Genomic DNA, 24,107 nt, shown 5'->3' on the forward strand with positions numbered 1-24,107 from the left:
ACCTGTCCTACGCTCGGGAACGGTTCCTATGCCCCCGGAGGTGGGTACGCTGGCGGTGTCTTTCTACAACCAATCGCGCACATTCGAGCAACTGTGGACAACAACTGAGCAGCACATTCTCGACGTGGTGGAGAATGGCAAATATTCGCATGGTCGCAAGGTCGCCGAACTCGAGGCCGCGCTCGCCGCGTACACCGGTGCGCGGTTCGTCGTCGGGGTGAACAGCGGAACGGACGCGTTGGTCCTGCTCCTGCGGGCGGCCGGCCTGCGGCCCGGCGAGGAAGTGGTGGTTCCCGCGTTCTCCTTCGTGGCGTCGGCGTCGTCGGTGGTGCTCGCGGGCGGACAGCCGGTCTTCGCCGATATCGAACCGGACGGATACGGGATCGACCCCGCCACGCTGGCCGGGGCTGTCGGCGAACGCGCTCGATTCGTCATGCCGACACATCTGTTCTCGCAGCTCGCGGACATCGACGGGGTGCTCGGCGAGGCCCGGCGGCTCGGCCTCACGGTGGTCGAGGACAGCGCGGAGGCCATCGGCATGCGCCGACACGGCACCCACGCCGGGCTGTTCGGGGCGGGTGGCGTGCTGTCGTTCTTCCCGACGAAGACGCTGGGCGCGATCGGCGACGCGGGTGCCGTCCTCACCGACGATCCCGCAATCGCCGAGACCGTCGACGCGCTTCGCCACCACGGCCGGTTCGGCGCCACGATAGGCGACTTCCCCGCCATCTCCACGACGACGGGGCTGCCCGGGTTCAACAGCAAGATGGACGACATCCAGGCCGCGGTCCTCCTCGCGAAACTCACCAGGCTGGACGGCGACATCGCCCGCCGCGCGAGCCTGGCCGCCCGGTACACGGAATCGCTCGACGGTGTGGCGGGTGTGCGCAAGACACCGGCGATACGACCGGACAGCGTGTTCTACGTCTACGTGATCGAAGTCGACTCGCGAGATGATCTGGCAGCCCATCTTTCGGCGAAAGGCGTGCAGACCGAGGTCTACTACCCGACGCCGCTGCACCTGCAACCTTGCTTCGCCGACCGCGGATATCGCGAGGGTGATTTCCCGAATGCCGAGCAGGCCTGCCGTCATACCCTCGCACTGCCGCTGTATCCGGATATGTCCACGGATGACGTCGAACAGGTGTCTTCCGCTGTTCGCCATTTCTATCATGGGCGGCGAATATGACACTTCCGTTCTTTCCGGTGGATCTCTTCGACGGCGACCGAGAGGCACTGCTGGACATCGTCGAACGCGTCGGTACCGCGCCTGAGCAGAAGTTCATCCTCGGCGAGTGCACGGCCGCTTTCGAGGCGGCGATCCGGGACTCGATCGGCGCGGCCGACGCCATCGCCTGCGGCAGCGGAACCTCGGCGCTCATGCTGGTGTTGCGCGCGATGGACGTCGGCGCCGGTGACGAGGTGATCGTGCCCGCCTTCGGCTGCGCACCGCTCGCGGCCGCACCGGCCTTGGTCGGCGCGACACCGGTGTTCGCCGATGTCGACCCCTGGACCATGGTCGCCGATCCCGAGGCGGTCACACGCCTGATCACCCCGCGCACCAAGGTACTCATGCCGGCGCACATGTTCTCGGTCATGGCGGACATGCCCGCGTTCCGCCGCGTCGCCGACGGCGCGGGCGTACGGCTCCTGGAGGACTCGGCGGTCGCGCAAGGGGGAGTGCTGGCGGGTACCCCGGCCGGGCGCTGGGGTGACGCGGGGGTGTACTCGTTCGTGCAGGTCAAGACGTTCGGCATGCCGGGTGAAGGTGGCATGGTCGTCACCGACGACCGCGAACTCGGCTCGACGGTACGGATGCTGCGCAACCACGGCCAAGACGGGACGACCCGGTTCCGCCACCACCGCATCGGCTACAACAGCCGGTTCGACGAGATCATGGCGGCGTTCCAGCTGCACCGGTTCCCGACCCTGCCGGGACGGCTCGAACGACGGGCGTGGATCGGGGAGTACTACACCGGACGCTTCAGAGAACTGGCGGGCTGCGGCGTGCTCGCACCGCCTTCGGCGAGCGACGGACGGTGCTACTACGTCTATTCCCTGCTCTGTGAACGCAGAGACGAACTCCATGAGTTCTTGGCGGCGCGAGGAATCGGCTCGCACGTGTACTACCGGAACCCGCTGCCACGGCAACCCGCCTTCGCGCCCTACGCCCGGCCTGGTCAGACCTGGCCGGCGGCGGAGCTCGCCGCGCGGCGGTCGCTAGCCATCCCGATCTACCCCCATTTGACGGATCAGCAGGTGGAACGCATCGCGGACGCGGTGTGCGAATTCGCGAAGGAGTCGTGATGCAGCAGATCACCCGGACGCCCGCACCGAGCGAGGTCGCCGACGAATGGCGCAAACGCGCCGAACGACCCGGGCTGGCGCGGGTCATGCGCGCCTCCCAGCCCGCCGAACTCGCGGCGGAGACCACCGCCCGCACCCTTCGGCTCGTCACCGGCCTTCTGCGGTCCGTCGGCGCGGTCGACACGGCTTTGGAGATCGGGTGCGGGATGGGCAGGATCACCCCGTCGATCGCGGCGCGGGCGCGGACGCTCACGGCGATCGACATGACCCCGCGCATGCTCGCGCTCGCCAGGGAGAACTGCGCTCACTTGTCCAATGTGGACTTCAGGGGCGCGACCGTCCAGCGGCTTCCCTGGAAGGACAAGCGTTTCGACGTCGCCGTCTGCGTATGGGTCCTGATGCACGTGCTGGACGACGACGAGGTCGCCGACGCGTGCCGGGCGATCGCCGCGGCGGCGCGGCATCTCGTTCTCATCGAGTACGAGGAAGCGGACATTCCCGTCGGACGGTTCTCGAGGCTGCGGAGTCTGGAGGAATACCTTGTCCTGCTTCCCGGTGCCCGGCTGGTCGAACGACGCGAACTGCGTTATGGCGGAGACCGGTCCTTCGCGGCGTTGATCGCACTGGACGATCCGCGATGACGACACTGGCCGTCACCCGGGGCAAGGCGTATTTCCGGCTCGCGAAACTCGACATCGTCGACTACTACCTCGGCGTGATCGTGGTGTGGACGCTGCTAGCCCCGGTGACGAGGTTCGACCCCGGTGTCCTCCTCACTATCGGCGTGTTCCTGCTCGGCGAGGTGTTCGTGATCGCTGCGATGGTCGCGCTGGACGATCTGACCGGGTACCGCGACGGCAGCGACATCACGAACTATTCGCCGGACGACCCCAAACGCAAGCGGTATCGCAAACCGTTGGTGGCGGGAACACTCGACGAGGACCAGGTGCTGCGGTTCGCGTGGGTGACCGGGGTCATCGGTGCGGTGCTCTGGTTCGGGGCCGTCGTGATCGCGCCGCATGGTCCTTTGTGGACCGTGGTGCTGATTGTGGGCACCTACTTCTTCTCGCTGCAGTACTCCTGGGGTGTGAAGCTCAGTTATCACGGTTTCCAGGAGTTCTTCATCGCGGCGCTCGGCTGGGCGCTGGTGCTCGCGCCGTACGGCCTCGCGACCGGCGAGTTCACCGGGCTCGCGCTCGCGGAGGCGCTGCTCTTCGGACTGGGACCGCTGTTGTTCGGCGTCTACTCCAACACCAACGACGTCGACGGTGACCGGCGGGTCGGCAGGCCCACGGTCGCGGCGCTGACCTCCCCGCGCGGCAACATGTTCTTCGTGGTCGCCGTGTCGGCGGCCGAGTTCGCGCTGATCCTCGCCGTGCCCACCCTCGGTGGTCCGTGGTGGTTCCCGCTCACGCTGCTGCCCACGATCGTGGCGCGAATACGCCAGGTGTGGCTCGGGTTCGCGCTGGGCGACATCATGCGGGCCCGGATGCTCGGTATCCGCATCCACCGGATCACCGTGCTGTCGCTGGTCGTGGTGAACCTGGTGGTGATCACATGACCGACGTCGACGTGGCGGTGGTGGGCGCGGGCGTCGCCGGGCTCACCGCCGCGTTCGAGCTGGGCAAGTCGGGGCGCGAGGTACGGGTGTTCGAGGCGGCGGACGTGGTCGGCGGCCGGATGACGACGGTGCGCGAGGACGGCTATCTGATCGACACCTGCGCCGAGCAGATGGCGGAACGGGGCTACCCGGCGACCTGGCGGCTGCTGGCGGAGCTGGGCATCGACCGGACCTCGGCGCCCAGAATCGGCCGTGGCATCGCGATGTGGCGCGGCCGGGCCCGGTCCGGCGTCGCGCAACCGCGAGGACTGATCACCGGAGCCGGGTTGTCGCCGCGGGCCCGGCTGGATGGCGCGCGGGTGATCCGGGGGAGGTTCGACACCGAACGGCCGGAGAGTTCGCGGCTGGGGGATCGCACCGTCACGGAGTTCGCCGCGCCGTACCACCCGGATCTGCTGAACTATCTGCTGCAGCCGGTCGTCTCGGGGTTCTTCGGCTGGAATCCCGCGCGGTCGGCGGCCGCGCCACTACTGGCCTTGCTCACGTCGGTGGGCCCGCCGCGGACCTGGCGGGTGTACAGCGACGGCATGGACACCTTCGCCCGCGCCCTCGCCGGGCACGTGGACGTCCGCACCGGGTTCCGGGTCGATCGGGTCGTCGCCGACGGGACCACGCCTCGAATCATCAGCGGTAGCCGGGAAATCAGCGCCAAGGCGGTCGTACTGGCGGTCCCCGCTCCGGTCGCGGCCGAGCTGTACCCGCGGCACGGGTCCGAGTTCCTCAGCGTGTGCTCGTTCACGCCCGTGGTCAAGGCGCACCTGCTTCTCGACCGCCCTCTCGGCGGCCCGGACTACGCCCTGATCGTGCCGACCGCGGAGAACGGCACCGTGTCCACGGTCATCTTCGACCACCTCAAACACCCCGGCCGCGCGCCCGAGGGCCGCGGCTTGGTCACGCTCATGGCCCATCCGGCCGTGGTACCGGAGCTGCTGGACGCGTCCGACGAGGACGTGGCGGAACGCTTGACCGACGCCACCGAACATCTCGTGCCGGGCCTGCGGTCGGCCACGCGGCGCGCGATCGTCCGGCGGGTGCGGCACGCGGCGCCCGAAGTGACGCCTCGCGCGCTCGCCTTGCGCGCTGCCTTCGAGGCAGGTCTCGGCGGCCCCGTCGACTACGCGGGCGACTGGGTCTACCTCAGTCCGTGCAGCGAAGCAGCGGTCCGATCGGGGCTGGCGGCCGCGAAGCGCCTCGCCCGTCTCGCCGTGGAGGAAAGGGCACGATGAAACCACACGACATGGGAACGTTGTTCGACGAGTGTGCGCGGACGCGGACGACCGTACGCCTCGACCGGCCGTTCGACATCGCGCCCGCGGGCGGCGTCACCTACCCGGTCGCGCGACTCGCCGAGCTGGTGCGGGACGCGGCGGGATGGCTGTACGAAGCCGGTGTCCGGCCGGGTGACCGCGTCGCCATCGTCAAACGCAACCACTGGGACTACGACCTGCTGGCGTGCGCCGCGGTGCGGGTCGGTGCGGTCGCGGCGAAGCTGTCCGGCCACCTGCCGGACGAGACGCTGGAGATCCTGGTGAAGCGCCTGGACGCGGCGACGCTGGTCACCGATCGCCCCGGCCTGCGAGCGAACCGCGTCTTGCGCGTCGAGGATTTCGCCGCAGCCCGGCCGCCGACGCCGCACCGGAGGCATCCCGACGAACCGCTGCTCATCTGCCATACGTCGGGGACGACCGGCGTCCCGAAGCTGGTGGTGCACACGACGCGGACGATCATCGATCGGCTGGCCCGGCCGGAATCGGTGCGCTGGCCGGTGATCGGTGTCCGGCGTGACGACGTGGTCGGCAACGCCAGCGCGTACTCGCACGGCCGCACGTTCTGCTGGACGGCTTCGGCGATGTGCCTCGCGCCCAGTGAGCTCGTGATCCTGAGTGACCACTCCGCGGCGGCCGAGGTGTTCGGGCGGCATCAGCCGACTGTCCTCGAAGCGCTCCCGTCGACGTTCATCCGCTGGCGTCCTCTCGCGGCCACGCCCGCGAATCCATTCCGCCGGGTCCGGCGGTTCGTCAGCACCTACGACGCCGTGCACCCACCGGTGATCAGGACGATGTTGCACGCCAGCGAGCGCAAGCGTCCACTGTGGATGCAAGGCTGGGGTCAGTCCGAAACGGGACCGCTTTCGTTCCGCTTCTTCACCAGGCGTTCCGTGCGCACGACCCGGGATCTCGGCAGGCCGCTGCCGGGACTCGCCAGGCTCCGGGTCGTCGATCCGGAGACCGCCGAACCGGTGCCGCGCGGCACGGCCGGGCTGGTGCTGGCGCGGACCCGCGCACAGTGCGTGGGCTATGTGGGGGAGCAGGACCGGTGGGCGGCCAAGGCGTCCGGGTCGTGGTGGAACACCGGCGACCTGGGGGTGGTGAGCCGGACCGGTGCGGTAACCCTGCTGGATCGCGAGGTCGACACCGTTCCAGGGACGAGCTGCCTCGCGCTGGAGGACCTGATCGAGGACAGCCTTCCGGCCATCTCCGAATGCGTGGTGCTGTCCGCGGCGGGCCGGGAACCGATTCCGGTGATCGTGACCGACACCGGACTGGATCCGGCGGAGTGGCGGGCTGCGGTGTCCGGCCTTCCGCCGATGGGAGAGCCGGTGGTGCTTCCGTGGGACGACGTGCCGAGAACCGGCACCGGCAAGGTCCGGCGCCTCGACCTGCTGGCACGGCTGACCGGGACGAGCGAGACGAACGGATCGGGAAGGTGGACGTGACCACGGCCTACGTCTTCGACAACCACAGTGACCACGCCACCGAGCAGCATCGATGCCTCTCCGAGGCGTACGACCCGTTCACTCTCGCCCGACTGGTTCAGACCGGCGTCGGACCCGGTTGGTCCTGTCTCGAAGTCGGCGCGGGCGGCAGCGGCGTCGCGCACTGGCTCGCCGGCAAGGTGGCCCCCACCGGGTCGGTGCTGGCGACCGACATCAAACCCGAGCACATCGCTCCCGTGCCGGGGCTGACCGTGCTCCGGCACGACGTCGTCCACGATCCGTTGCCACGCGGCGGATTCGACCTCATCCACGCCCGGCTGGTTTTGCAGCATCTACCTGAGCGCGAAGCGGTGCTGCGCAAGCTGGCACGGGCGTTGAGACCAGGCGGCTGGTTGCAGATCGACGAGTTCGACATCTCCTACGGTCCGGTGCTGCTCGCACCCGACGCACGGGCGGCGAACCTCTACGAGGCGTTCCTGGCCGCCAAGGAGAAGACGTTCGAGGCCGCGGGCGGCGACGGTACCTGGGGCCGTCGCGTCGCCGCCTCCATGGCCGCGGCAGGGCTGGTCGACGTCGACCCGGTGCCCACGCTGTTCCCGTGGCGGGCGGGCTCGCCCGGCGTGCGGTTGCTGATCCATCACACCCGCCACCTGCGAGACCGGTTGTTCGCCGCGGGGATGACCGACGACGAACTCGCCGAAGTGCGCGCGGTGATGGCGGATCCGCGGTTCCGGGCGTCGTCGTGTGTCGTGTACTCCGTGCACGGACGGAGCGCCGGATGACCACCGCGTTGGACGCCGTGACCGTGGCGGGGCCGGTCGACCTGCCGCTGGCGGGCGAACTCGACGTACAGGCGGCCTGCGGGATCATGCAGGTGCACGGCCGGAGATTCGGGAGGCCGACGCCGCTGGGACTCGACTACGCGTCCCTTCTCGCGGTCGAACTCGCCGAAATGGGCGCCGTCGCGCTGAAACTGGCCAGGGCGCGCGGGATTCCCCTGCGCGGGGTGGCTACCTCGCTGGCACAGGCCGCTTTGCTGGCGATCTCCCAGTACTTGGCGGCGGCGACGGCCGGGGACGAACACCGGGAGTCGTTCGCCCCCGGCGGCCCGCCGTTTCGTTCGGCCGACCGTGTGGCCTTCGAGATCGAGACCCTCGATCCGGTTGTCTGGCAACGGTTCTGGACCCGGCTCGGAGCCGACGAGAAGGCGGTTTCGACTGGCTGGCGGCCGTTCGCGCACAGGTTCGCGACCGCGACCTGTCCGCTGCCGCCGCGGTTGCCGGGACTGCTCGCCTCGCTCCCGATCGCCGCGATAGAACGGGCAGCCGACAGCGCGGGCATGACCCTGATGCGGGTCTCGGATCGGGCGCTCGACCGGTCGCCCGCCTTCGTCGTGAGCGGGAACGGGCGCGGGCACCGGCCCGTCCGGCCGGTGGAGCTGCTTCCGTTGTCGGGCTTGGTGGTCCTCGAATCGTGCCGCCGGGTGCAGGGCCCCATGGCAGGGCACCTGTTGCGGCTTCTCGGCGCGACGGTGCGGCGGATCGAGCCGCCGGGCGGCGACCCGCTGCGGTGGGTGCCTCCGGTCGCCGGTGACACTTCAGCCAGGTTCCGCGCGCTCAACGAAGGCAAGGAAGTCGTCGAAGCCGACTTGAACACGCCAGGCGGCAGGCGGCAACTGCTCGAACTCGCCGCCGGGGCCGACGTGTTCCTGCACAACTGGGCACCGGGCAAGGCGGGACAATGGTCGTTGTGCCCGAACGATCTGGCGCGTGTCCGGCCCGGGATCGTGTACTCGTCCGCGTCGGGCTGGGGCACCGAGTTCGGACCGAAACCACCGGTGGGCACGGACTACGTCGTACAGGCCCACGCGGGCGTACCGCCGTCGTTGATGACGATCGTCGACGTGTTCGGCGGGATCGTCTCCGCGCACGGGATCGTGACGGCACTGGCGCGCGGCGCCACGCGGGTCGACTCGTCGCTCCTGTCCGCGGCCTGCCGGCTCAACGCGGGTGCTCGACGGCGATGTGACCGGCCGTTGACCGTGCCGGTCTGCGAAGATCTCGCCGCGCTCGCCGTGGACCCCCGCTTCGCCCGCGCGCTCATCCCGAGGGAGTGCGTACTCGTCGCGTCGCCCTGGGAGTTCACCCTATGACCTGGGTATCCGTGACCGGAGTGGTCCTGCCCGATCTCGTGCCCGCCGGACTGCGCCGCGAGTGGGTCCGAAGTGGACATTGTCCGGACAGGGACCTGTACTCGTTGTTCCGTGACCGGGTGCGTGAGCATCCGCTGCGCACAGCGGTCATCGACGACGAGGGATCGCTGACCTACCCGGCACTGGACGCCGCGGCGCGGGAACTGGCCGGGCGGCTGGAGGCCGCCGGCTGCGGCTCCACGGACATCGTCGGGGTGCGAGAGCCCACCGGACGTGCCGCGGTGATCGCCGAACTGGCCGTGCTCGCGGTCGGTGCCGTGGTCCTGCCCGTGCCACCGGGATCGGACCGGCTTCTCGAACGCGCGGGTGTGCGGTTCGTCGTCGGGAATGGGCGAGTGGTGGGTTCACCGCGACCGCGTCGAGCGAACCGCGTCCGTCCGCATCCGGACGCTCCGGCGCGGATCCTGGTGTCGTCCGGCTCGGAGTCGGAACCGAAGATGGTCGCCTATTCGCACAACGCCTTCGCCGGCGGCCGGGCCAACTACCTCCGCTCCGTCCACGGCGGCACTCCGGTCCCGCGCGATCTGGTCCTCGTCCAGCCGACGTCGGGCTTCGGTTCGTTCGGCGTGCCGGTGACACTGTGCTGTTTCGGCGGCACGCTGATCCTGACACGCCGGTTCGAACCGGGTGCGGCGCTCCGGCTGATCGGCGAGCATCACTCCACTCACGTGTTCGCCGTCCCCACCATGTGGCGGCGGATGGCCGATCACCCTGCGGACGTGGACACCTCCGCGCTCGTGGCCATGGTGTCGAGCGGCGACACCCTGCCGCCTTCGACGCTCGCCGCGTGTCGTGAGCGGTTCGGTGTCGACATGATCGACATCTACGGTTCATCCGACGGCGTCAACTGCCATACGACGACGCCGGAGAACGGTGTCGGCGTCCCGGATCCCGCCGTCTGCGAGATTCGCGTTATCAACGGCGAAATCTGCGCGCGAGGTCCGATGACCCCGCTGTGCTACGTCGGCGCACCGGAGCTGGACACGGCATACCGGATCGACGGTGGCTGGGTACGGACGGGCGACAATGGCAGATTCGACGATCAGGGCCGGTTGCACGTCACCGGCAGACGCAAACGCGTCGTGATCCGCGGTGGCTACACGATCAGCCCTGCCGAGGTGGAGCGGGCGATCGGGCACCATCCCGCGGTGAAGGAAGTCAGTTGTGTCCCGGTGCAGGATCCCGAACTCGGGCAACGCCTCTGCGCCTGTGTGACCCTCCGGAACGGACGGTCACCGGCACTGGCCGAGCTCACGGCCTTCCTTACCGGCAACGGCGTCGCGGCTCCCAAACTGCCGGAGTTCCTGCTTGTCCTCGACGCACTTCCGCTCGGTCGCACTGGCAAGGTCTGCCGCCGCACGCTGACCCGGCTCGCCGCCCGCCGCTACGGTTCACCGCCGCGCTGGCGCGCCTGAGGCACGCGATGGGGACCGGTCGGGCGGACCTGCTTACCAGACCTCGAGCACCTTCACGTTGGTGATGGCGGCCTGGCACGAGGAACTGTTGTTTCCCTTGAACTTGAGGAAAAGGGTGTCAGTGTGCGCCTGGAAGGGCCGGAGCATGACCTTCCGCCAGTGCGCCTTGCCGTCCGTCTCGTGGGGCCTGATCTCGTTTGACACCAGGGTTGTCCCGTCGTCGTCGGTGAATTCGACGGTGAAGTCGACGTTCTGGCCGACGAAGTTACGCCAAGCATCGGGGCTGTGCTGGAAGCTGAGCCGGTACCAGGAGCCCGGGTCAGGAGTGAGCCGCTGCTGGATCCCCCCGGCCGGTGAATTCGGGGCCGAGATTTTACGGCCTGATAATCGTTGGGGTGCTGGGCAAAGCCCGCGCCGGAGCGCTTGCGTGTGGTGCTGGTTTTGAGATGTCATCGCTTGGGCTGTTGACGGTGTTTCATCTGGAGTGCTTGCTTCATGTGGTGGCGGCGCCGCGTGGGGGAGGTTCCTTGTTTCCGCCATTTCCGGAGAACGCGGTGGCCGCAGTTGTGGGTGCCGGCGATCTGGTCGAGGTCGGCGCCGGTGGGTGTGCGGCCGTGCGCGTACTCGGTGAGATAGAAAGGCCCACATGCGTTCTTCGGCGGTCTGCTCGACGGCCGGCTCTTGTTCGCGGATGTAGACGGTGGGTCGGTGGCCCTCGTGGTTGTCCGGTCGTCCGCGGTTGTTGCCTGCTGGGCCCAGGGCCGCGACCGCGCGCCCCGGTCCTGCAAGCGGCCACCGGCGTCGAGCACCGCGATCGACAACCGCGGACCACCGGTCGTGTCCAGCGGGCGCAGGGAGGGAAGTTCCAGCGGAACCGGGGCCGACAGCGGTGGCCTGGCGCGCCCGGAGGAGGGGGCTGTGCCGGGCAGGGACACCGATGAGATCGGACGGGGCACGACACACCTCCCCGGACTACCGCACGCGGGGAGGGCACGACCACGATCAGTCTAGACGACCCGGTCGTGCCGGGAACGCAAGAAAGCCCCGCCGAAGCGGGCCGATTACTCTGTGCTGTGGGAGATCCACCATGCAAGTGTGTCCGAGGGGCGTCTTGCGCACTAACCACACGCCTGCAGTTGCCTTAGCTCGTCTCACAGCCGTCTGCGTCAAGGACACGTGACACCGCGAGCAGGTCAGCAGCGCTACTGCTGAGGTTTCAGCAGTTCTCGGTCGCCTGCTCGACGGACAGGCGGCGGCCCTTCGCGTGAGCAGTTGGGGAGGTCAGCAACTTGAGACGGTTTACTACTAGCTGGTAGCAATCGTCGGATCGGGTACTTGGCTACGTGCCACCAGGCACGCGAAGAGCCCGTAGATCCTCGCTGCCAGAAACTGTCGGTCCCAATCATTAGAATTCGATGTGGCTCGTATCAGGGCTTTCGGCGCGATGATGGGAGTGCAGTGGGTGGACAGGCGGCGGCACTCGGGTTCGAATACCAGTTCTTGAGCACGCTTTCGTTCGCCCTGCGAGGCCTGCTGGATGCCGATGACTGGCTCAGCGGCGTGGTCGTCGATGCGCCACCGGCTAGCGACCTGCAGGCCGACCAGGAAATCGTCGACTTCGCACTGTTACGAGGTGATCGCTGCGAGCTGGCAGCGCAAGTGAAGGGCGGCACTCCAGGCAGCACGATGAGTGCAGCTGATGCTGTTCGAGTCCTGCTCCGGCTGTTAACCCACGAGGCTGACCGGTACGCACTGATCACGAATCGGCGGCCGAGCCCTGGGCTGCTGACTCTCATCGACGCCGTGCATGAAGACGGCGCTCGCGAACGGATCGCGGCTGTGGTCTCCCGCTCACCCGAGGTTCAGCGGGCTGTGCTCGCCGCGGGAAGTGAGTGGGTCGGCCGTCTAGCGCGCGTCCAATTCGTAATAGACGACCGATCGGTCGACGAACTTCGCACTGCAGTGCGCGAGCAGGTGCGCGCGGCGCGCAGGATGGTTGATCCACGCAATGTCGGATGGGACGCGGCAGGCCTTCTTACTGGCTACCTGGTTGCCGAGGTTCTAGCGAAGGCTGCGAGTCCCGATTGCCCGATTCTCGACAGGGCGGCGCTGGATGCTGCTCTCCGCATTGACCCGCAAGTGTTGCGGACCTTGATGCGCGATCGGGACTGGGCTGTACCCCTGACACCCGCTCCCCGTGCCACGGACATAGCTCGCCCGGACGTACTGGAACGGATCGGGCAAACCTTGAGTACCCCAATTTCTGGCGACTCGGTACCGGTCTGCGTGCTCACCGGACTGTCCGGTATTGGCAAGACCGGAATAGCCACAGCATGGGTGGAAGATCGGGCTGATGCGTACACCAGCATCATCTGGGTTGAAGCTGCCACCAGCGCGCAGATTGAGGCATCGTTCGTTCAAGCAGCAATCTTACTTGCCGAGAACGCGGCGGGAGCGGGGCAGAGTGCCCGCGATGTGGTCCGTGGGGCTCTCGCCCGAACGGCCCACCCTTGGCTGATGGTTTTCGACAATGCTTCCAGCCTGCGCGGTGTGCGTGATTGGCTGCCGACCAGCGGCTTGGGGCATGTTCTGGTAACAACCGTCGACCCTACCGCCATCTCGGGGCCCAACATCGCATCGGTCGTGGTGGGTGCTATGACCGAGAAACAAGCGGTGACCTTGCTCGCTGCGCGGTTGCTGAACAGCGGAAAGGCTAACGCGGCAGAGACCGACTTAATGCGTGGACTCGCCGTTCGCTTACAGCGTTGGCCGTTGGCGCTTGAGCTGGCCGCAACGTACCTCAATGACTGCCTCGGCGGCCTGGCTGGCGTAGCGGCTTACGAGAGCCTGCTGATGCGTTCGCTGGGTGACGAGGACTGCGTCCCGCATGGCTACCCGCACACATTGGTCCGGGCAATACAGATCGCTTGGCAGCGAATGGTTGATAGATCAACGGAGGCCGACCGTTTAGCTGTCGCGGCACTGAGGTTCGCCAGCTTGCTCGCTCCTCGCAGGATTCCACTTCACATACTTTTGAGTGCGTGTCTGTTAGAACCGCGTTCTTTGCTCGAGGATGGCGTCGAACGCGGCCCTAGGGTGTACGGCGGTCAAGAACCCCCATTGGGCGAAGTGGTTCGAGCGATGCGACGTCAGTCTCTTGCTGTCACGGATATGCCACTAGGGGGCCGGGAGTACAGTGTTTCACTGGACTCGACTGCGTTCACGATTGCCGTCAATGAGATCGTCCAGGTTATCCTTCTGGAGGATCTGCGAAATGCGGACGAGCTTGACGTCGCACTCTCGATGATAGCTTTCCATGTCCAGTACTGGCTCTCATTCTACATGGACCAAGAGAACTACTCAGTCGCGACTTCACTCATCGCGCATGCAGTCGCCGCAGCTGAGCACGCCCTGGATGTCAACTCGCAAGACTACTGCGTCGCGCTGCTTCTTGGTAACACAGCTCGAATGCTAGAAATTGCAGACGCTCACGACCTAGCTGCAGATTACCTCCGCGCCGAACTGGAGATACTCCCACATTGCCCTGGTGACCAATCGCTGCTCCGGCTGCAGACGGCAGCCAATCTCGCGTCTGTACTCTATCAGAGTGCGGAACGGCCGCGCGAGGTGAGTGGCGACATAGCCGAAGTGCTTGAGATTTTGATCCAACAAATCTCTGCTGCTTATGAAATCGACCAGGAGGCAACGGCCCATACGCTTCGTGTCGCCCTGATCGCTGTCATCAATCTGATCCATGATGGGGGTGGCACCACGCCACGTATTGAGCAGTTGAGACTGGCGTTGGAACAATACTGCGAAATGATGCCCTTGACAGAACGCCTCGATCTGGGCCGAGAGGTCATAAAAATCAACGCCCTGATCAAGGAAGGTGACTATCGCGAGGCACTTGCGGGGATCGATGCGCTACTCGAAGTGTCAGGGCTGCGTCAGCTGGAAAAGGCACAGCTGTTCCGGCTTCGCCTTGAGTGTCACGTATGGTCAAGTAACTGGGGTGCTGCCCTGAGGGACGTGGAGCCATTCGTCGAAGCGGCGGCCTCGGGAACGATCCGGGCCGGCGAAGCCGCGAACGTCGCGCGAAACGTAGCGATCGCTACGCTGCAAAACTTAACAAACCCCGGCGGTCCAGCCGCAGCCCTGTTAGGACGCGCCTTGACGGTAGCCGACTTCTTCGAACGTCATGGCGGATTCCTACAGGCACACGACAAAGTAGTGATCGACTTGCTCCGTTGCGTACGCGCGGCCTTGGAGGGGAACCTTGATTACCTCCGTCGGACGCTTGCTCAACTTGATCTGGACGAGTTGGCGAAGCTCCAGTCGGTTACTTTCTACGTTCTTCATGCCTTACTATATCGTTGGGTTGAGTTGGTGCCCAGATGGGCGCCTCCCGCCGTGTCTTCCGCACCTTACTGCGCACCCAAACAAGCAAGGACTTTGAGCGCCGAGGAAGCTCTAGGAGCTACAGCATTTGCGCCTTTAGAATGGCGACCTCTAATGGCTGCGGCCGTGTCCCAAGCATGGGTGGGAATTGACCCCGTCGCCGACGGTCATCATGCAGCAGCCGTTGATCTGATTCGCACGCTTGAAGTGATGGGCTTCCAGGCGGAAGTCGTCAGAACTTCTTCTACGTTACGCCGAGCGCAAAGCTCTGATGAAGTGGTTCACCGACAGAGCCCCCATCACATAATCTATTCCAGTTACTTCGGTCGGATAGTCGATCCAGGGCTTCCTGCTTTGATCGAATCCGCCGCCGAGTTGCCAGATCTGACGCAGGCAGCTCCAAGTATTTTTCCAATAGCAGACCTTGAGCAGATAAATCAGGGTGCCGGAATTCTGGCAAGAGGCAACATTCTTACAGTTTACCATGGGGTCAACCGGTTGAATAAAAGCGATGTTAGCTCGGATTCAAACACTGCTTGCAAGAACTCTGTCATGCCGCTACTCATTGCGATCAAGGCGGTCATCGCTTTGACAATATCTGGCAATACTGAAGCTCTGGTAAGAAAGCATTCGACTTTGAGAGATTTGATCCCTCCGGATGGGTATATCTCTGCGTTGATCGAGTAAATTATTTGCGTACGAGCTAATCGAATTCAAGCTTTCAGTTGACAGGAATGGTCACCGGCTCGCGCAACATTGCCGAAATCGAACTGCGCCGTTTGACCTGGCAACGCCTGAACTGGCGCATCGGCGACCTCGACACCCTTAATAACGAACTCGTCGCCTTGCAACAAACTGCCAACCAAGATTAACGCCAAGTCGACTGGCAATTAATCGCCGACGCCAACAACAAACTCCACCGACTATATCCACAACATTTTTCCCGACAGGACAGGGCGCCACCGACGAACTGGCTTAGGTGGAAGCAGTCACGGTCGCGGAGCTGCGTTCGGGCTCCTTCCTGGGCGGCGCCGCCCTGCACCACCAGCTCACCCGTACTGGCCCCGCGCGGTCTGTGAGGGAGCGTCTGGCAGAGCGAAAAGGCTCTGTTGGTCTATCGGTAGTGCGGGGCGATAGTCGCCAAGGGCGAGGAGTGCAAGTGGGTTTTGGGGCGGGTGTTTTAATCCGAAGGCCAGGCGAGTCAAGAGGCGAATCTTGGCGTTGGCCGATTCGATCAACGCGTTCCACAGACCGTGGTCGAGGCTGGCGTGGATGGCAGGGAGTTCGGCTCGGATGGTACGTGCAAGTTTCACAAATTCGACTATCGGCACCGCGTTGCCCGGGACTGCCACCGTTGCAAGGCAACTTCCGGCTTGACTCCGACCGCGAAGACGTGCCTGCATTGGCACCCGGCCGTTCGCCAGCATGTCGGGCTTTAACATACGACCCGAGCAACATATGCTCGCCGCATGACAGGTATCGGGGGCGGCGTCGCAGCAGCATTCGGATTTCGATATCAATACCTGGTCACCGTCGAGTTGCTGCTGGACATGTACGAATCGTTCTCGCGACCGGACTGGCGCGTTGACGTCGACCGCGTCGATCAGGATTCAGCGGACATCCTCGTCTGCACGGCCGCGGAGCAGGGCCCGATTCGCGCTCTGCAGGTCAAGGCTTCGATGCCCGCGTCGTCAACCACCATGGGCTTGCGCACGGCCGTCACTTGCCTCGACGCACTGGAAGCCGAGCACCCTGATGCGCGCGAACTGACGCTGGTGACAAACCGTACGCTCACTTCGGATGCGGTCGAGCATGCCGCCCGGCTGGATGCTCACAGCGCGATCGCAGCGGATGAGCGGCGTCGGGTCATCGACGCACGCACGGAGACGCTGCTCGCGCTGACCTCCAGGCTTGTTGAGCGCGTTGCCCGGATACGAGTGCGTGGCAAGGGCGGGATCGGTCAGCGGCTGCACCATATCCTGGTCGCGCAACTGGTCGATCGTGTCCACGATCGCGGCTCGCAGACCGCGTACCAAGGCATCGATCGTGACCAGATCGCCAGCATTCTGGACGAGTCCGCCGCCGTGCTCGCGGATGTCGGCGGCGGGCGCACCTGGGGTCGGACGTTCGGCGTGCCCGATGACAGGTACCTCCCACGACAGGAAATCGCGTCTTTCCTCTCCGAGAGACTGCCCGGCGACGGCCTGATGTCCGGAACACCCCCGGTCGCCGTGCTCTCCGGCACGCCAGGATCGGGAAAGTCCGCAGCGGCCGCGGCATGGGCTGCCTCACGCCGAGAGCACTATGCCTTCACCTTGTGGATGGACGCGTCGTCCAACGAAGTGTTGATGGAACAGCTACCGGCGATCCTGAGCAGGCTGGGCGGAGAAGGCTATGTGGGGGACGCGCCGGCGCAGACCTTCTGCGACCTTCTTTCGGACGTGCCCGTCCCCTGGCTGTTGGTTCTCGATGGGGCCGTGGACTGGCCAACGACACGCAAATGGGTTCCGTCGTCCGGATACGGCCATGTGATCGTGACGACGAACCGGGGTGACTGGCCGTATGATCCCGCGCCACTGCTGCCGGTCAAGGCGATGACTCCCGAGGAAGCGACTGGCCTGATCCGAGACCGGCTATCGCAACCTAGTCCGGCGGATCCGGCCAACCCAGTCGATCCGGTCGCGGTCGAGTTCGCCACTCAGCTGGGCTCCTGGCCGCTGGCGATCGACTTGGCCTGTGCTTGGGTCCGCTCGCTCGGTGGCGACTTCGCGCATCTTCGAGACTTTCTGGAACGGCTGGACCGCTTCGACTTGACGGAACAAGACACGCCACTGGGAAGCTATACAAAAAGTGCAGGGGGCGTTGTCCGCGAGCTCCTGAACGGTCTTTCCGAGCAAGGACTTATCGTGCTCGGCGTTGTCGCCATGAGTGGAGGATCTCACGTTCCAATCGCGCTCGTCGAGAAGTGGGCGTCGTCATTGCCGGACAACGGCCCAAGGTCGATCAATGCTCGGGCAGCTGTTGACGAACTGGTCATGGTATCCCTGATCAAAAAACGGCTTCGCTACGGTGTCAAAAGCGTCCAAGGTTTTGATGAAGCGCTTTACGTGCACGAGGGCGTTCTAGTCGTCTTCCGCAGGTTGGCGATCGGGCTCGAACACGGTTACGTGTACAACTGGGTGTGTACCTGCGCCGATGTTCTCGCCGGACTGGTCGATCAAGCACTTTTTTCCGACGCCTCGGCGTTGCTGTCCACCGTCGATGCTACCCTGACGTCAGTACTATCCGCAGAGCTCAGCGACGACGACTTGAATCGACAGGCCGTAGAATCAATCCAGCTCACTGCGACGTTCTTGATGCACAATCTCGGTACACTGGCGACCCTGACCGGTCTGTTCGATTTGGCGTCGAAGTGGCTGACTGTAGCCTTCAATCTCCGCGAACGCCTGGGCAGTGATGCCGATCGCAACGAGCCAGCACTGGCAGCCACGCAGATCCAGACACTTGCCGCGCTCGCACAGGCAGTCGCCCGCCAGAAGCGCCCAGATCAAATCCGACCTATTCTCGTTGCGGCCGCGCGCTACGGACAAGCTCATCTCGTCACTGACCTCGACATGCCCAGCACACCGATTTCAGGTGCGCTCCGCATTCTCAGAGACGCAGCGAAGTACGCACAAGAAGACTGCTCCGACCTGCACGACTGGATCGTTGATGCGCTGGAGCAGGGGGGAAGCGCCGCGCCAGGGAGCTCTCCGGTCCAGCTTCGAGTCGAAGGGTTCGCCGGTGCCGTCGAACGTGCTCGGCGTTATGCGGAAACCGATCAGTGGTCCAAAGCAACGGACACAGTGCTCGTTGTCGCCAACGAGGCAGTAGCTGCCGAAGTACTCGTACACGACGGAATCGAAGCGGTACTCGACATCGGGCTTTCTCTGATGGGTTCATTGTTGGCGCGTCCGCATCGCCAGGCCCCTGCGTCGTTGACGAACGCCATGCAACGAATCACTCAATGGTGTCACGAATTCTCTGATTTGCTGAATGACGATCAGCGAGCCCGGTTCTCCGTCCTCGCGCCGATCGCCGACCTTGACGTTCACGAGCTGCGCCTCGCTCTCGAAAACATCCGCGCGGCGGCGGAGAACTCGAACCAGCTGCGAGCCTGGGAAAAGTTCGGCGAAATCATGGAAGAAACCATCGAGGCATCGAACCGAGCGCACCAACTTTGGGGCATCGGGAACCTTCCCGACGGCTTCACTGTTGTGCGATCGATCGACGGTGGAACGAACGCACTCTGGTGGTCGGTGAATAACCGCGGCGAGCCCGTGCTCGTCTTCGTGACCGCGAGCGCGTCGATGTTCGTCGGCGATGTCGTTACGGACCCATTACTGGAGATGATGGTGCACGCGGGGTTCCCCGATCGGCTTGACGCCGACAGACAGCCGCAAGCTGTCCCCGACTGGACGGTACAAGTCGACGGACTGAACCTGATGCTGCGCGACGGCAGCGGCCGAGCATGGCTTGAACTGGCCGTGGACCCAGACGAGCAGATGCAGGTCGCCTGGATCAATGCCATAGGTCAAGCGGACCGGGTCCGCGTGATCTACACCGACCTGGCGGACTTGCCTCCCGACGAGTTGTTCGCCGTCCCGAACCAAGGACTCGTGGACGTCGCCGGAAAACCCAGCTGGTTCGCGCACCGGCTGCGGAGATTCATGGCCCGAGGCAGAAACCGTTGAAGACGGTGTACTACCGCTGTACGACGTGGATGTGAGCGCCCGAATCTCCGGCGCTGGAGAGTCATCCGAAGGCGGTCAACGTGCGTGAGGATGTCGTGATGCCGGCGCTGAACGGGTAGCTGTGTCAGGTGTTCGACCTGGCGCACCGGGATGACACTGTCGCTGCGCTGGTGCTTTCGCTGGGCGGGGCACCTACGATCGGCAGGGAGCTGGTGGAGAAGCGGTTGGCCGACGCGGAGTCGAGGTTGCGCCGACACAAGCGGCGATCGAGGTGATCAACACGGCGCAAGCGGCCGGGAGGTGGCCCTTGCTGAGTTCCTGCATCTGCCGAAGACCACGGTGATCAATGCGGCGGAGATCTACGCCCGACTGCACTTGATGGACGACGTGGCCGGAGCTCTGAACTCCCGGACGCCGGAGCGGATGTGTGGCCATAACGCTATTGAGACGCCTAGCGCCTGCCCCTCCTGCCCGTGCTCCAGGCGCATGTGCTCGCCGAAGAGCGGGTTGTGCCAGCGGGCCACGTCTCCCGCCGCGTACACCCCGGGGGCGCCGATCCACAGGTTCTCGTCGCAGACCACGCCGTTCTCGTCGGTCAGTGCCGAGTTGGCCAGCCATCCGGTCGCCGGCGTCGCGCCGATGCCGACGACCACGAGGTCGGCGGACAGGCTCTCCCCGCCGTCGAGGTCGACCACCAGCTCGGAACCGTTGTGCCGAACGGATTCCACGGTGACCCCGCAGCGCAGTTCGGTGCCGTTGCGTTCGTGCAGGGCCGCGCAGGCGATGCCCATCTCGACGCCGACGGCGCGCTCCAGCGGCACTTCGGCGGCCTCCAGAATGGTTATCGGAAGCCCGCGTTTGCGGGTAGCGGACGCTACCTCCGAGCCGATGAAGCCGGCTCCGACCACTACCGTGCGCGCACCGGCGTCGAGCGCGGCCCGCACCGCGCGGTCGTCGTGGACGGTCCGCAGGGTATGCACGCCCGGCAAACCGGACGCCCCGTCCAGCGTGCGCGCCGTCGCTCCGGTCGCGACGACCAGTGCGTCGAACGGTACGTCGCCGCCCGTGGTGTGCACGACGCGCTCGTCGGCGTCGAGTGCCGTCGCCGCACACCCGAGCCGCAGGTCGATGCCCAGCTCCTCGACGAGCGCAGTCCGGGTACGGAAGGCGAGGTCCGGCACGCCGTCCGGCGCACCGTCCAGGTATGCCTTGGACAGCGGCGGCCGGTCGTACGGGAGCTGATTTTCGGCGCCGAGGAGCGTGATCGGGCGGCGGAACCCGGCCCGGCGGGCGGCCTCCGCCGCGCGTAGCCCGGCCAGGGAAGCGCCCGCTACGACGAGCCGTCGGCTGGTGTCGAGCATCGATCAGCCTCGTTCCACCCGGAGGGCAGCGGTCGGGCAGCCGTCGACGGCCGCCTGCACCTAGTCGAGATCCGCGTCGGACACCTCGTCCTGCTTGAGCACCAAGGCGCCGTCGTCGTCGATCTCGAACACCTCGGGGGCGAGCGACTCGCAGATGCCCAGCCCCGTGCATTTTTCCCTGTCGACGATGATTTTCATCCGATTCCCAACTCCCCGGCGCGTCAACTCGCGCGGTATATCGTGTTCGCCGTTCCAGTAGAGCCAGCTAGCAGGTGCCGGGCCAAGTGCCGCGGGCAGCGGATAGCCGAACGGGATACCAGATATAGCCGTTCGAAGCGCTGAACGGACGTAGCGAGCGAGTAGCTTCACAAGTCGATCCCTCCGCTTGTGTGGGGCGATAAGCAGGTCCGAGCGGCCGTATTGGACACATGAGCTGGCCAATCAGTCTCCGTTCGGTCAGCTCGCTACGCAGGCAAGCAAGATCGCCAAGAACCTGAGCACTGTCAGGAACGAGTTCGGCGGCGGGCACGGCCGAGCACGAACACCTGACCTTCGCGACGAGATGGTCGCCTTGGCGCTCGATGGCAGGCCGCTGTGGGCACGGTGGGCACGGTGGGCATTGCGGCGGGTCGGCTATTTCTCCGAGGGCCGTCCGCCCCCGCTCATCAACGACCTCGTGGTGACGTCCCAAATCTTCTACGCCGGCACACTCCAACGGCGCCTGCTCGCTGCCAACCTCCCGAAGGTGAGCCGCGGCATCAGCGAAGTATCGGCATCGCAGTGGGGCAGCGTGTCATGCAGGGGACATTTGTGGTCCGGCGCGACGGCCTGGAGCCGTGCCTGGCTTCCGACGACCTGAACACTTGGCCGCGGGACTACCGTCTCGGGCTTGCGTATGGCCTGTGGTTCGACACCGTCGGCGCGCTGACCTTGACGCCCCGCTCAGCCGAGGAAGCACTTCAGGTTCTGGGGCCGGTCCCAGACGGTGCCGACGACCTCGCCGAATGGGTTACGCGGATCAGTGAACTCAGGGCTCCCGGCCAGCTGAGCGACGACTACTCGGCGTCGAAGGCTGCCAAAGAAGCGGTTCGTCGGAGGACGGCGTTTCGGCCAGCCGCGGAGCATCAGGCTTTGGCCGCTCTTGCAGAGAACATCGAGCCGGGGCCCTCGTTCTGACGCGATCAGCGATAGATCCGGTAGTTGGTGGAGTTTCGAGCAGGGCAACTGGAGCGGCATCTCAGGAAGACAATTGGCGCCATCCGAGATCGTCCCAGCTGATCAGGCCTTGCGCGGAAATTAGATCGAGTTCCGAGAGTTGCTTGCAGTGCCCGGCTGATGCGGGGCACGGGACCAGCCCCGCCTGCGCGGGGACGACTCGACCGCTGGTTTGCCGGGCCACCTCGCTCGTGCGGAGACGACGTCGAGGTTGAAGGTCAGCACGACTGGCTACTGGGAACCAACCCCGCTCGTGCGGGGACGACGGCGGTTGGTACGCCCTGCTGGGCGTGAACCCGCGAACCAGCCCTGTCTGCGCGGGGGACGACTCAACAGGGAGATCGCCGACGAGCACACGACCGGGACCAGCCCCGCTGCGCGGGGATGACGCGGTGGCCACCGTCGACCGGTACATCATCGTGGGACCAGTCCCGCCTGCGCGGGGACGACCGTGCTCACCAGACTGTGCCATCTCTGGCCGTGGGGCCAACCCCGCCTGGGTGGGGACGACTCTCGATCTCGGTCCGGCACCGCGGGCACAGTAGGACCAACCCCGCTCGCGCGGGGACGACGAGGATCTCGAGTGTGCCGCGGGCGCCAAGGGCGGACCAACCCCGCTCGCGCGGGGACGACACGACGGGCCGCCAGCAGACGGCGATCGACGGCGGACCAACCCCGCTCGCGCGGGGACGACGCCGACTCCGCGGCGGACCTGCTGTCCGCCATGGGACCAACCCCGCTCGCGCGGGGACGACACTTGTTGACCTGGGTCTTTGGAGATCATTGTAGTGAAAATTGATTGCCCGGCGAAGCGTGGGCTAGCTCAATCCCGAGTACGGACAACCTGGTTGGCGCGGCAATTGAGCACGGGCCGACAAGGTCATTCATGCAGGTTGCCTCGCTGCGGTTGGCCGTTCGGTCGGGTAGGGGATGCGGCTGCGAAGGCGTTCCATAGTGCGCTGAGCGGGTGGTCGTCGGCGTAGCGCTGGCGTTCGCCGGGGCGGGCGAAGATGCCGGTGACGATGTCGAGTTGGGGGTTAAAGTCGTCGGTGAGGGCGAGTTTGCGGAGGTTGTTGCCGGGGAGGCGGCCTTCGGAGGCGGCGTCGGCGACGCGATCGGTGGTGAGCAGGCATCCGTACATGAGCTGGGTGTTGAGCAGATTGAGGCCGTAGTTGAGGGTGTCGACGTCGGCGACGACGTTGAGGACGCCGCGGTAGTCGGGGCCGTACCAGCGGCTGAGGAAGTCGGCGAGCAGTCCTGCGGAGGGGACGAGCAGGGGAAGTTTGGCGAGTTTGGTGTGGGTGACGGGGCGGTCGTTGAGTTCGCGGGTGGTGAGGTTGGTGAGCAGGGCGACGCGTTCGCGGTGCCATTCGAGGAAGTCGTAGTCGAGGGCTGGGGGAGCGCCGCGGGTTGCGGCGAAGGAACCGCAGACGAGGTCGACTTGTTCTGCGGCGAGTTTGGTTTTGAGGTCGCGGGTGCGGACGTGCTCGATCTTGAGCTGGACGCCGCGGCGTTCGAAGTCTTCGCGCAGGCCGGGCCAGACTTGGCCGAGGAACTCGACGGTGAACTCGGTGGTGCCGATGGTGATGGTGGAGCCGGCTCGGCGCCGGGCTCGGTGGATGCCGTCGGTCCACGATTGCAGGGTGGCGGTGGCGAGCCGGACGACTTCTTCACCGGCGCCGGTGAAGTGGAACGGTTTCCCGCGGCCTTGTTTCGTGACCAGTGTTTCGGCCATGAGGCGCGTGGCGGCGTCGTTGAGGTTGTCGAGTTGCTTCTGGACGCTGCCCTGGGAGCGACCGAGGACTCTGGCCGCGTGCTGTGCGCTGCCGGTGGCGTGCGTGATGACCAGGGTCCGCAGCTGATCGAGGGTGGTGTCCAGCAGCTCGGCTGGGCAGCTGAGCAGCGCGGCGAGTTGGGCGGCGTCAGGTTCGGTCACCGGAGTCCTTTCCGCATTTAGCTGTCACTCTGCCACAGAATTTTCCGCAGGAAGAACATTCCTGTCCTTGCGACAAAGTTCAATGCGGCGCCGCAATAGATTTCCTTGTGAGTATTAAGTGCGAATTTGTTGTTCGCACGAGTATTTGATGCTGTACTCGGTTCATGACGCCGCGTGATCGTCCCGGAGCGGC

General features: G+C 65.7%; 18 protein-coding genes. 13 read left to right on the forward strand and 5 right to left on the reverse strand.

Annotated features, from left to right (window positions below):
• Positions 1–127: 127 nt before the first annotated feature.
• From SD37_RS17320 to SD37_RS17360, 9 genes are read left to right on the forward strand one after another with little or no spacing between them, the layout of a single operon-like run.
• Positions 128–1,189: a DegT/DnrJ/EryC1/StrS family aminotransferase gene (locus SD37_RS17320; protein WP_418189814.1), complete on the forward strand. Its 1,062-nt coding sequence runs from the start codon at positions 128–130 to the stop codon at positions 1,187–1,189.
• Positions 1,186–2,307 (forward strand): DegT/DnrJ/EryC1/StrS family aminotransferase, encoded by a 1,122-nt coding sequence (locus tag SD37_RS17325; RefSeq protein WP_044852881.1) that lies wholly within the window; start codon positions 1,186–1,188, stop codon positions 2,305–2,307. Before SD37_RS17320 ends, SD37_RS17325 begins: the two co-directional genes overlap by 4 nt.
• Complete coding sequence (locus SD37_RS17330; RefSeq protein ID WP_044852882.1) at positions 2,307–2,948, forward strand: class I SAM-dependent methyltransferase; 642 nt, start codon at positions 2,307–2,309, stop codon at positions 2,946–2,948. The genes SD37_RS17325 and SD37_RS17330 overlap by 1 nt, the downstream gene beginning before the upstream one ends.
• Positions 2,945–3,868 carry a UbiA family prenyltransferase gene (locus SD37_RS17335; protein WP_044852883.1) on the forward strand — a complete coding sequence of 308 codons (924 nt, stop codon included), beginning with the start codon at positions 2,945–2,947 and terminating at the stop codon, positions 3,866–3,868. The genes SD37_RS17330 and SD37_RS17335 overlap by 4 nt, the downstream gene beginning before the upstream one ends.
• Positions 3,865–5,154: a protoporphyrinogen/coproporphyrinogen oxidase gene (locus tag SD37_RS17340; protein ID WP_044852884.1), complete on the forward strand. Its 1,290-nt coding sequence runs from the start codon at positions 3,865–3,867 to the stop codon at positions 5,152–5,154. The genes SD37_RS17335 and SD37_RS17340 overlap by 4 nt, the downstream gene beginning before the upstream one ends.
• Entirely contained in the window at positions 5,151–6,644 is a 1,494-nt protein-coding gene (locus tag SD37_RS17345; RefSeq protein ID WP_174567839.1) for a class I adenylate-forming enzyme family protein, read from the forward strand. The genes SD37_RS17340 and SD37_RS17345 overlap by 4 nt, the downstream gene beginning before the upstream one ends.
• Entirely contained in the window at positions 6,635–7,426 is a 792-nt protein-coding gene (locus tag SD37_RS17350) for a class I SAM-dependent methyltransferase (protein ID WP_083254996.1), read from the forward strand. The genes SD37_RS17345 and SD37_RS17350 overlap by 10 nt, the downstream gene beginning before the upstream one ends.
• Positions 7,423–8,796 carry a CoA transferase gene (locus SD37_RS17355; RefSeq protein ID WP_044852886.1) on the forward strand — a complete coding sequence of 458 codons (1,374 nt, stop codon included), beginning with the start codon at positions 7,423–7,425 and terminating at the stop codon, positions 8,794–8,796. The genes SD37_RS17350 and SD37_RS17355 overlap by 4 nt, the downstream gene beginning before the upstream one ends.
• Positions 8,793–10,271 (forward strand): class I adenylate-forming enzyme family protein, encoded by a 1,479-nt coding sequence (locus SD37_RS17360; protein ID WP_065912863.1) that lies wholly within the window; start codon positions 8,793–8,795, stop codon positions 10,269–10,271. The genes SD37_RS17355 and SD37_RS17360 overlap by 4 nt, the downstream gene beginning before the upstream one ends.
• A 33-nt stretch (positions 10,272–10,304) precedes the next feature.
• Here the strand turns inward: SD37_RS17360 and SD37_RS42685 are convergent, their stop codons facing one another.
• The gene (locus SD37_RS42685) at positions 10,305–10,724 is read right to left on the reverse strand and encodes a hypothetical protein (protein WP_145926655.1); all 420 of its coding nucleotides are present in this window, start codon (positions 10,722–10,724) and stop codon (positions 10,305–10,307) included.
• Between the two features lie 1,005 nt (positions 10,725–11,729).
• On the opposite strand from SD37_RS42685, the gene SD37_RS42690 reads away from it, so the two are divergent.
• On the forward strand, positions 11,730–15,356 hold the full coding sequence (locus SD37_RS42690) for a hypothetical protein (RefSeq protein ID WP_145926656.1): 3,627 nt from the start codon (positions 11,730–11,732) through the stop codon (positions 15,354–15,356).
• Positions 15,357–15,403: 47 nt separating this feature from the next.
• The gene (locus SD37_RS43180) at positions 15,404–15,541 is read left to right on the forward strand and encodes a hypothetical protein (protein WP_167369649.1); all 138 of its coding nucleotides are present in this window, start codon (positions 15,404–15,406) and stop codon (positions 15,539–15,541) included.
• A 177-nt stretch (positions 15,542–15,718) separates the two neighbouring features.
• On the opposite strand, the gene SD37_RS44300 is transcribed toward SD37_RS43180, so the two are convergent.
• Complete coding sequence (locus tag SD37_RS44300) at positions 15,719–16,111, reverse strand: transposase (RefSeq protein WP_145926657.1); 393 nt, start codon at positions 16,109–16,111, stop codon at positions 15,719–15,721.
• A 27-nt stretch (positions 16,112–16,138) separates the two neighbouring features.
• Between SD37_RS44300 and SD37_RS17370 the strand changes: the two genes are divergently transcribed.
• On the forward strand, positions 16,139–19,402 hold the full coding sequence (locus SD37_RS17370) for a hypothetical protein (protein ID WP_044852889.1): 3,264 nt from the start codon (positions 16,139–16,141) through the stop codon (positions 19,400–19,402).
• A 359-nt stretch (positions 19,403–19,761) separates the two neighbouring features.
• Here the strand turns inward: SD37_RS17370 and SD37_RS17375 are convergent, their stop codons facing one another.
• Both SD37_RS17375 and SD37_RS42020 read right to left on the reverse strand, forming a co-directional pair.
• Entirely contained in the window at positions 19,762–20,763 is a 1,002-nt protein-coding gene (locus SD37_RS17375; protein WP_052675037.1) for an NAD(P)/FAD-dependent oxidoreductase, read from the reverse strand.
• A 60-nt stretch (positions 20,764–20,823) separates the two neighbouring features.
• On the reverse strand, positions 20,824–20,961 hold the full coding sequence (locus SD37_RS42020) for a ferredoxin (RefSeq protein ID WP_083254997.1): 138 nt from the start codon (positions 20,959–20,961) through the stop codon (positions 20,824–20,826).
• A 582-nt stretch (positions 20,962–21,543) separates the two neighbouring features.
• Between SD37_RS42020 and SD37_RS17380 the strand changes: the two genes are divergently transcribed.
• On the forward strand, positions 21,544–21,939 hold the full coding sequence (locus SD37_RS17380) for a hypothetical protein (protein ID WP_044852890.1): 396 nt from the start codon (positions 21,544–21,546) through the stop codon (positions 21,937–21,939).
• Positions 21,940–22,858: 919 nt separating this feature from the next.
• Here SD37_RS17380 and SD37_RS17385 read toward each other — a convergent pair.
• Complete coding sequence (locus SD37_RS17385) at positions 22,859–23,914, reverse strand: LysR family transcriptional regulator (protein ID WP_044852891.1); 1,056 nt, start codon at positions 23,912–23,914, stop codon at positions 22,859–22,861.
• Positions 23,915–24,107: the final 193 nt, after the last annotated feature.

It is taken from the genome of Amycolatopsis orientalis, from assembly GCF_000943515.2.
GTDB classification, from domain to species: domain Bacteria; phylum Actinomycetota; class Actinomycetes; order Mycobacteriales; family Pseudonocardiaceae; genus Amycolatopsis; species Amycolatopsis orientalis.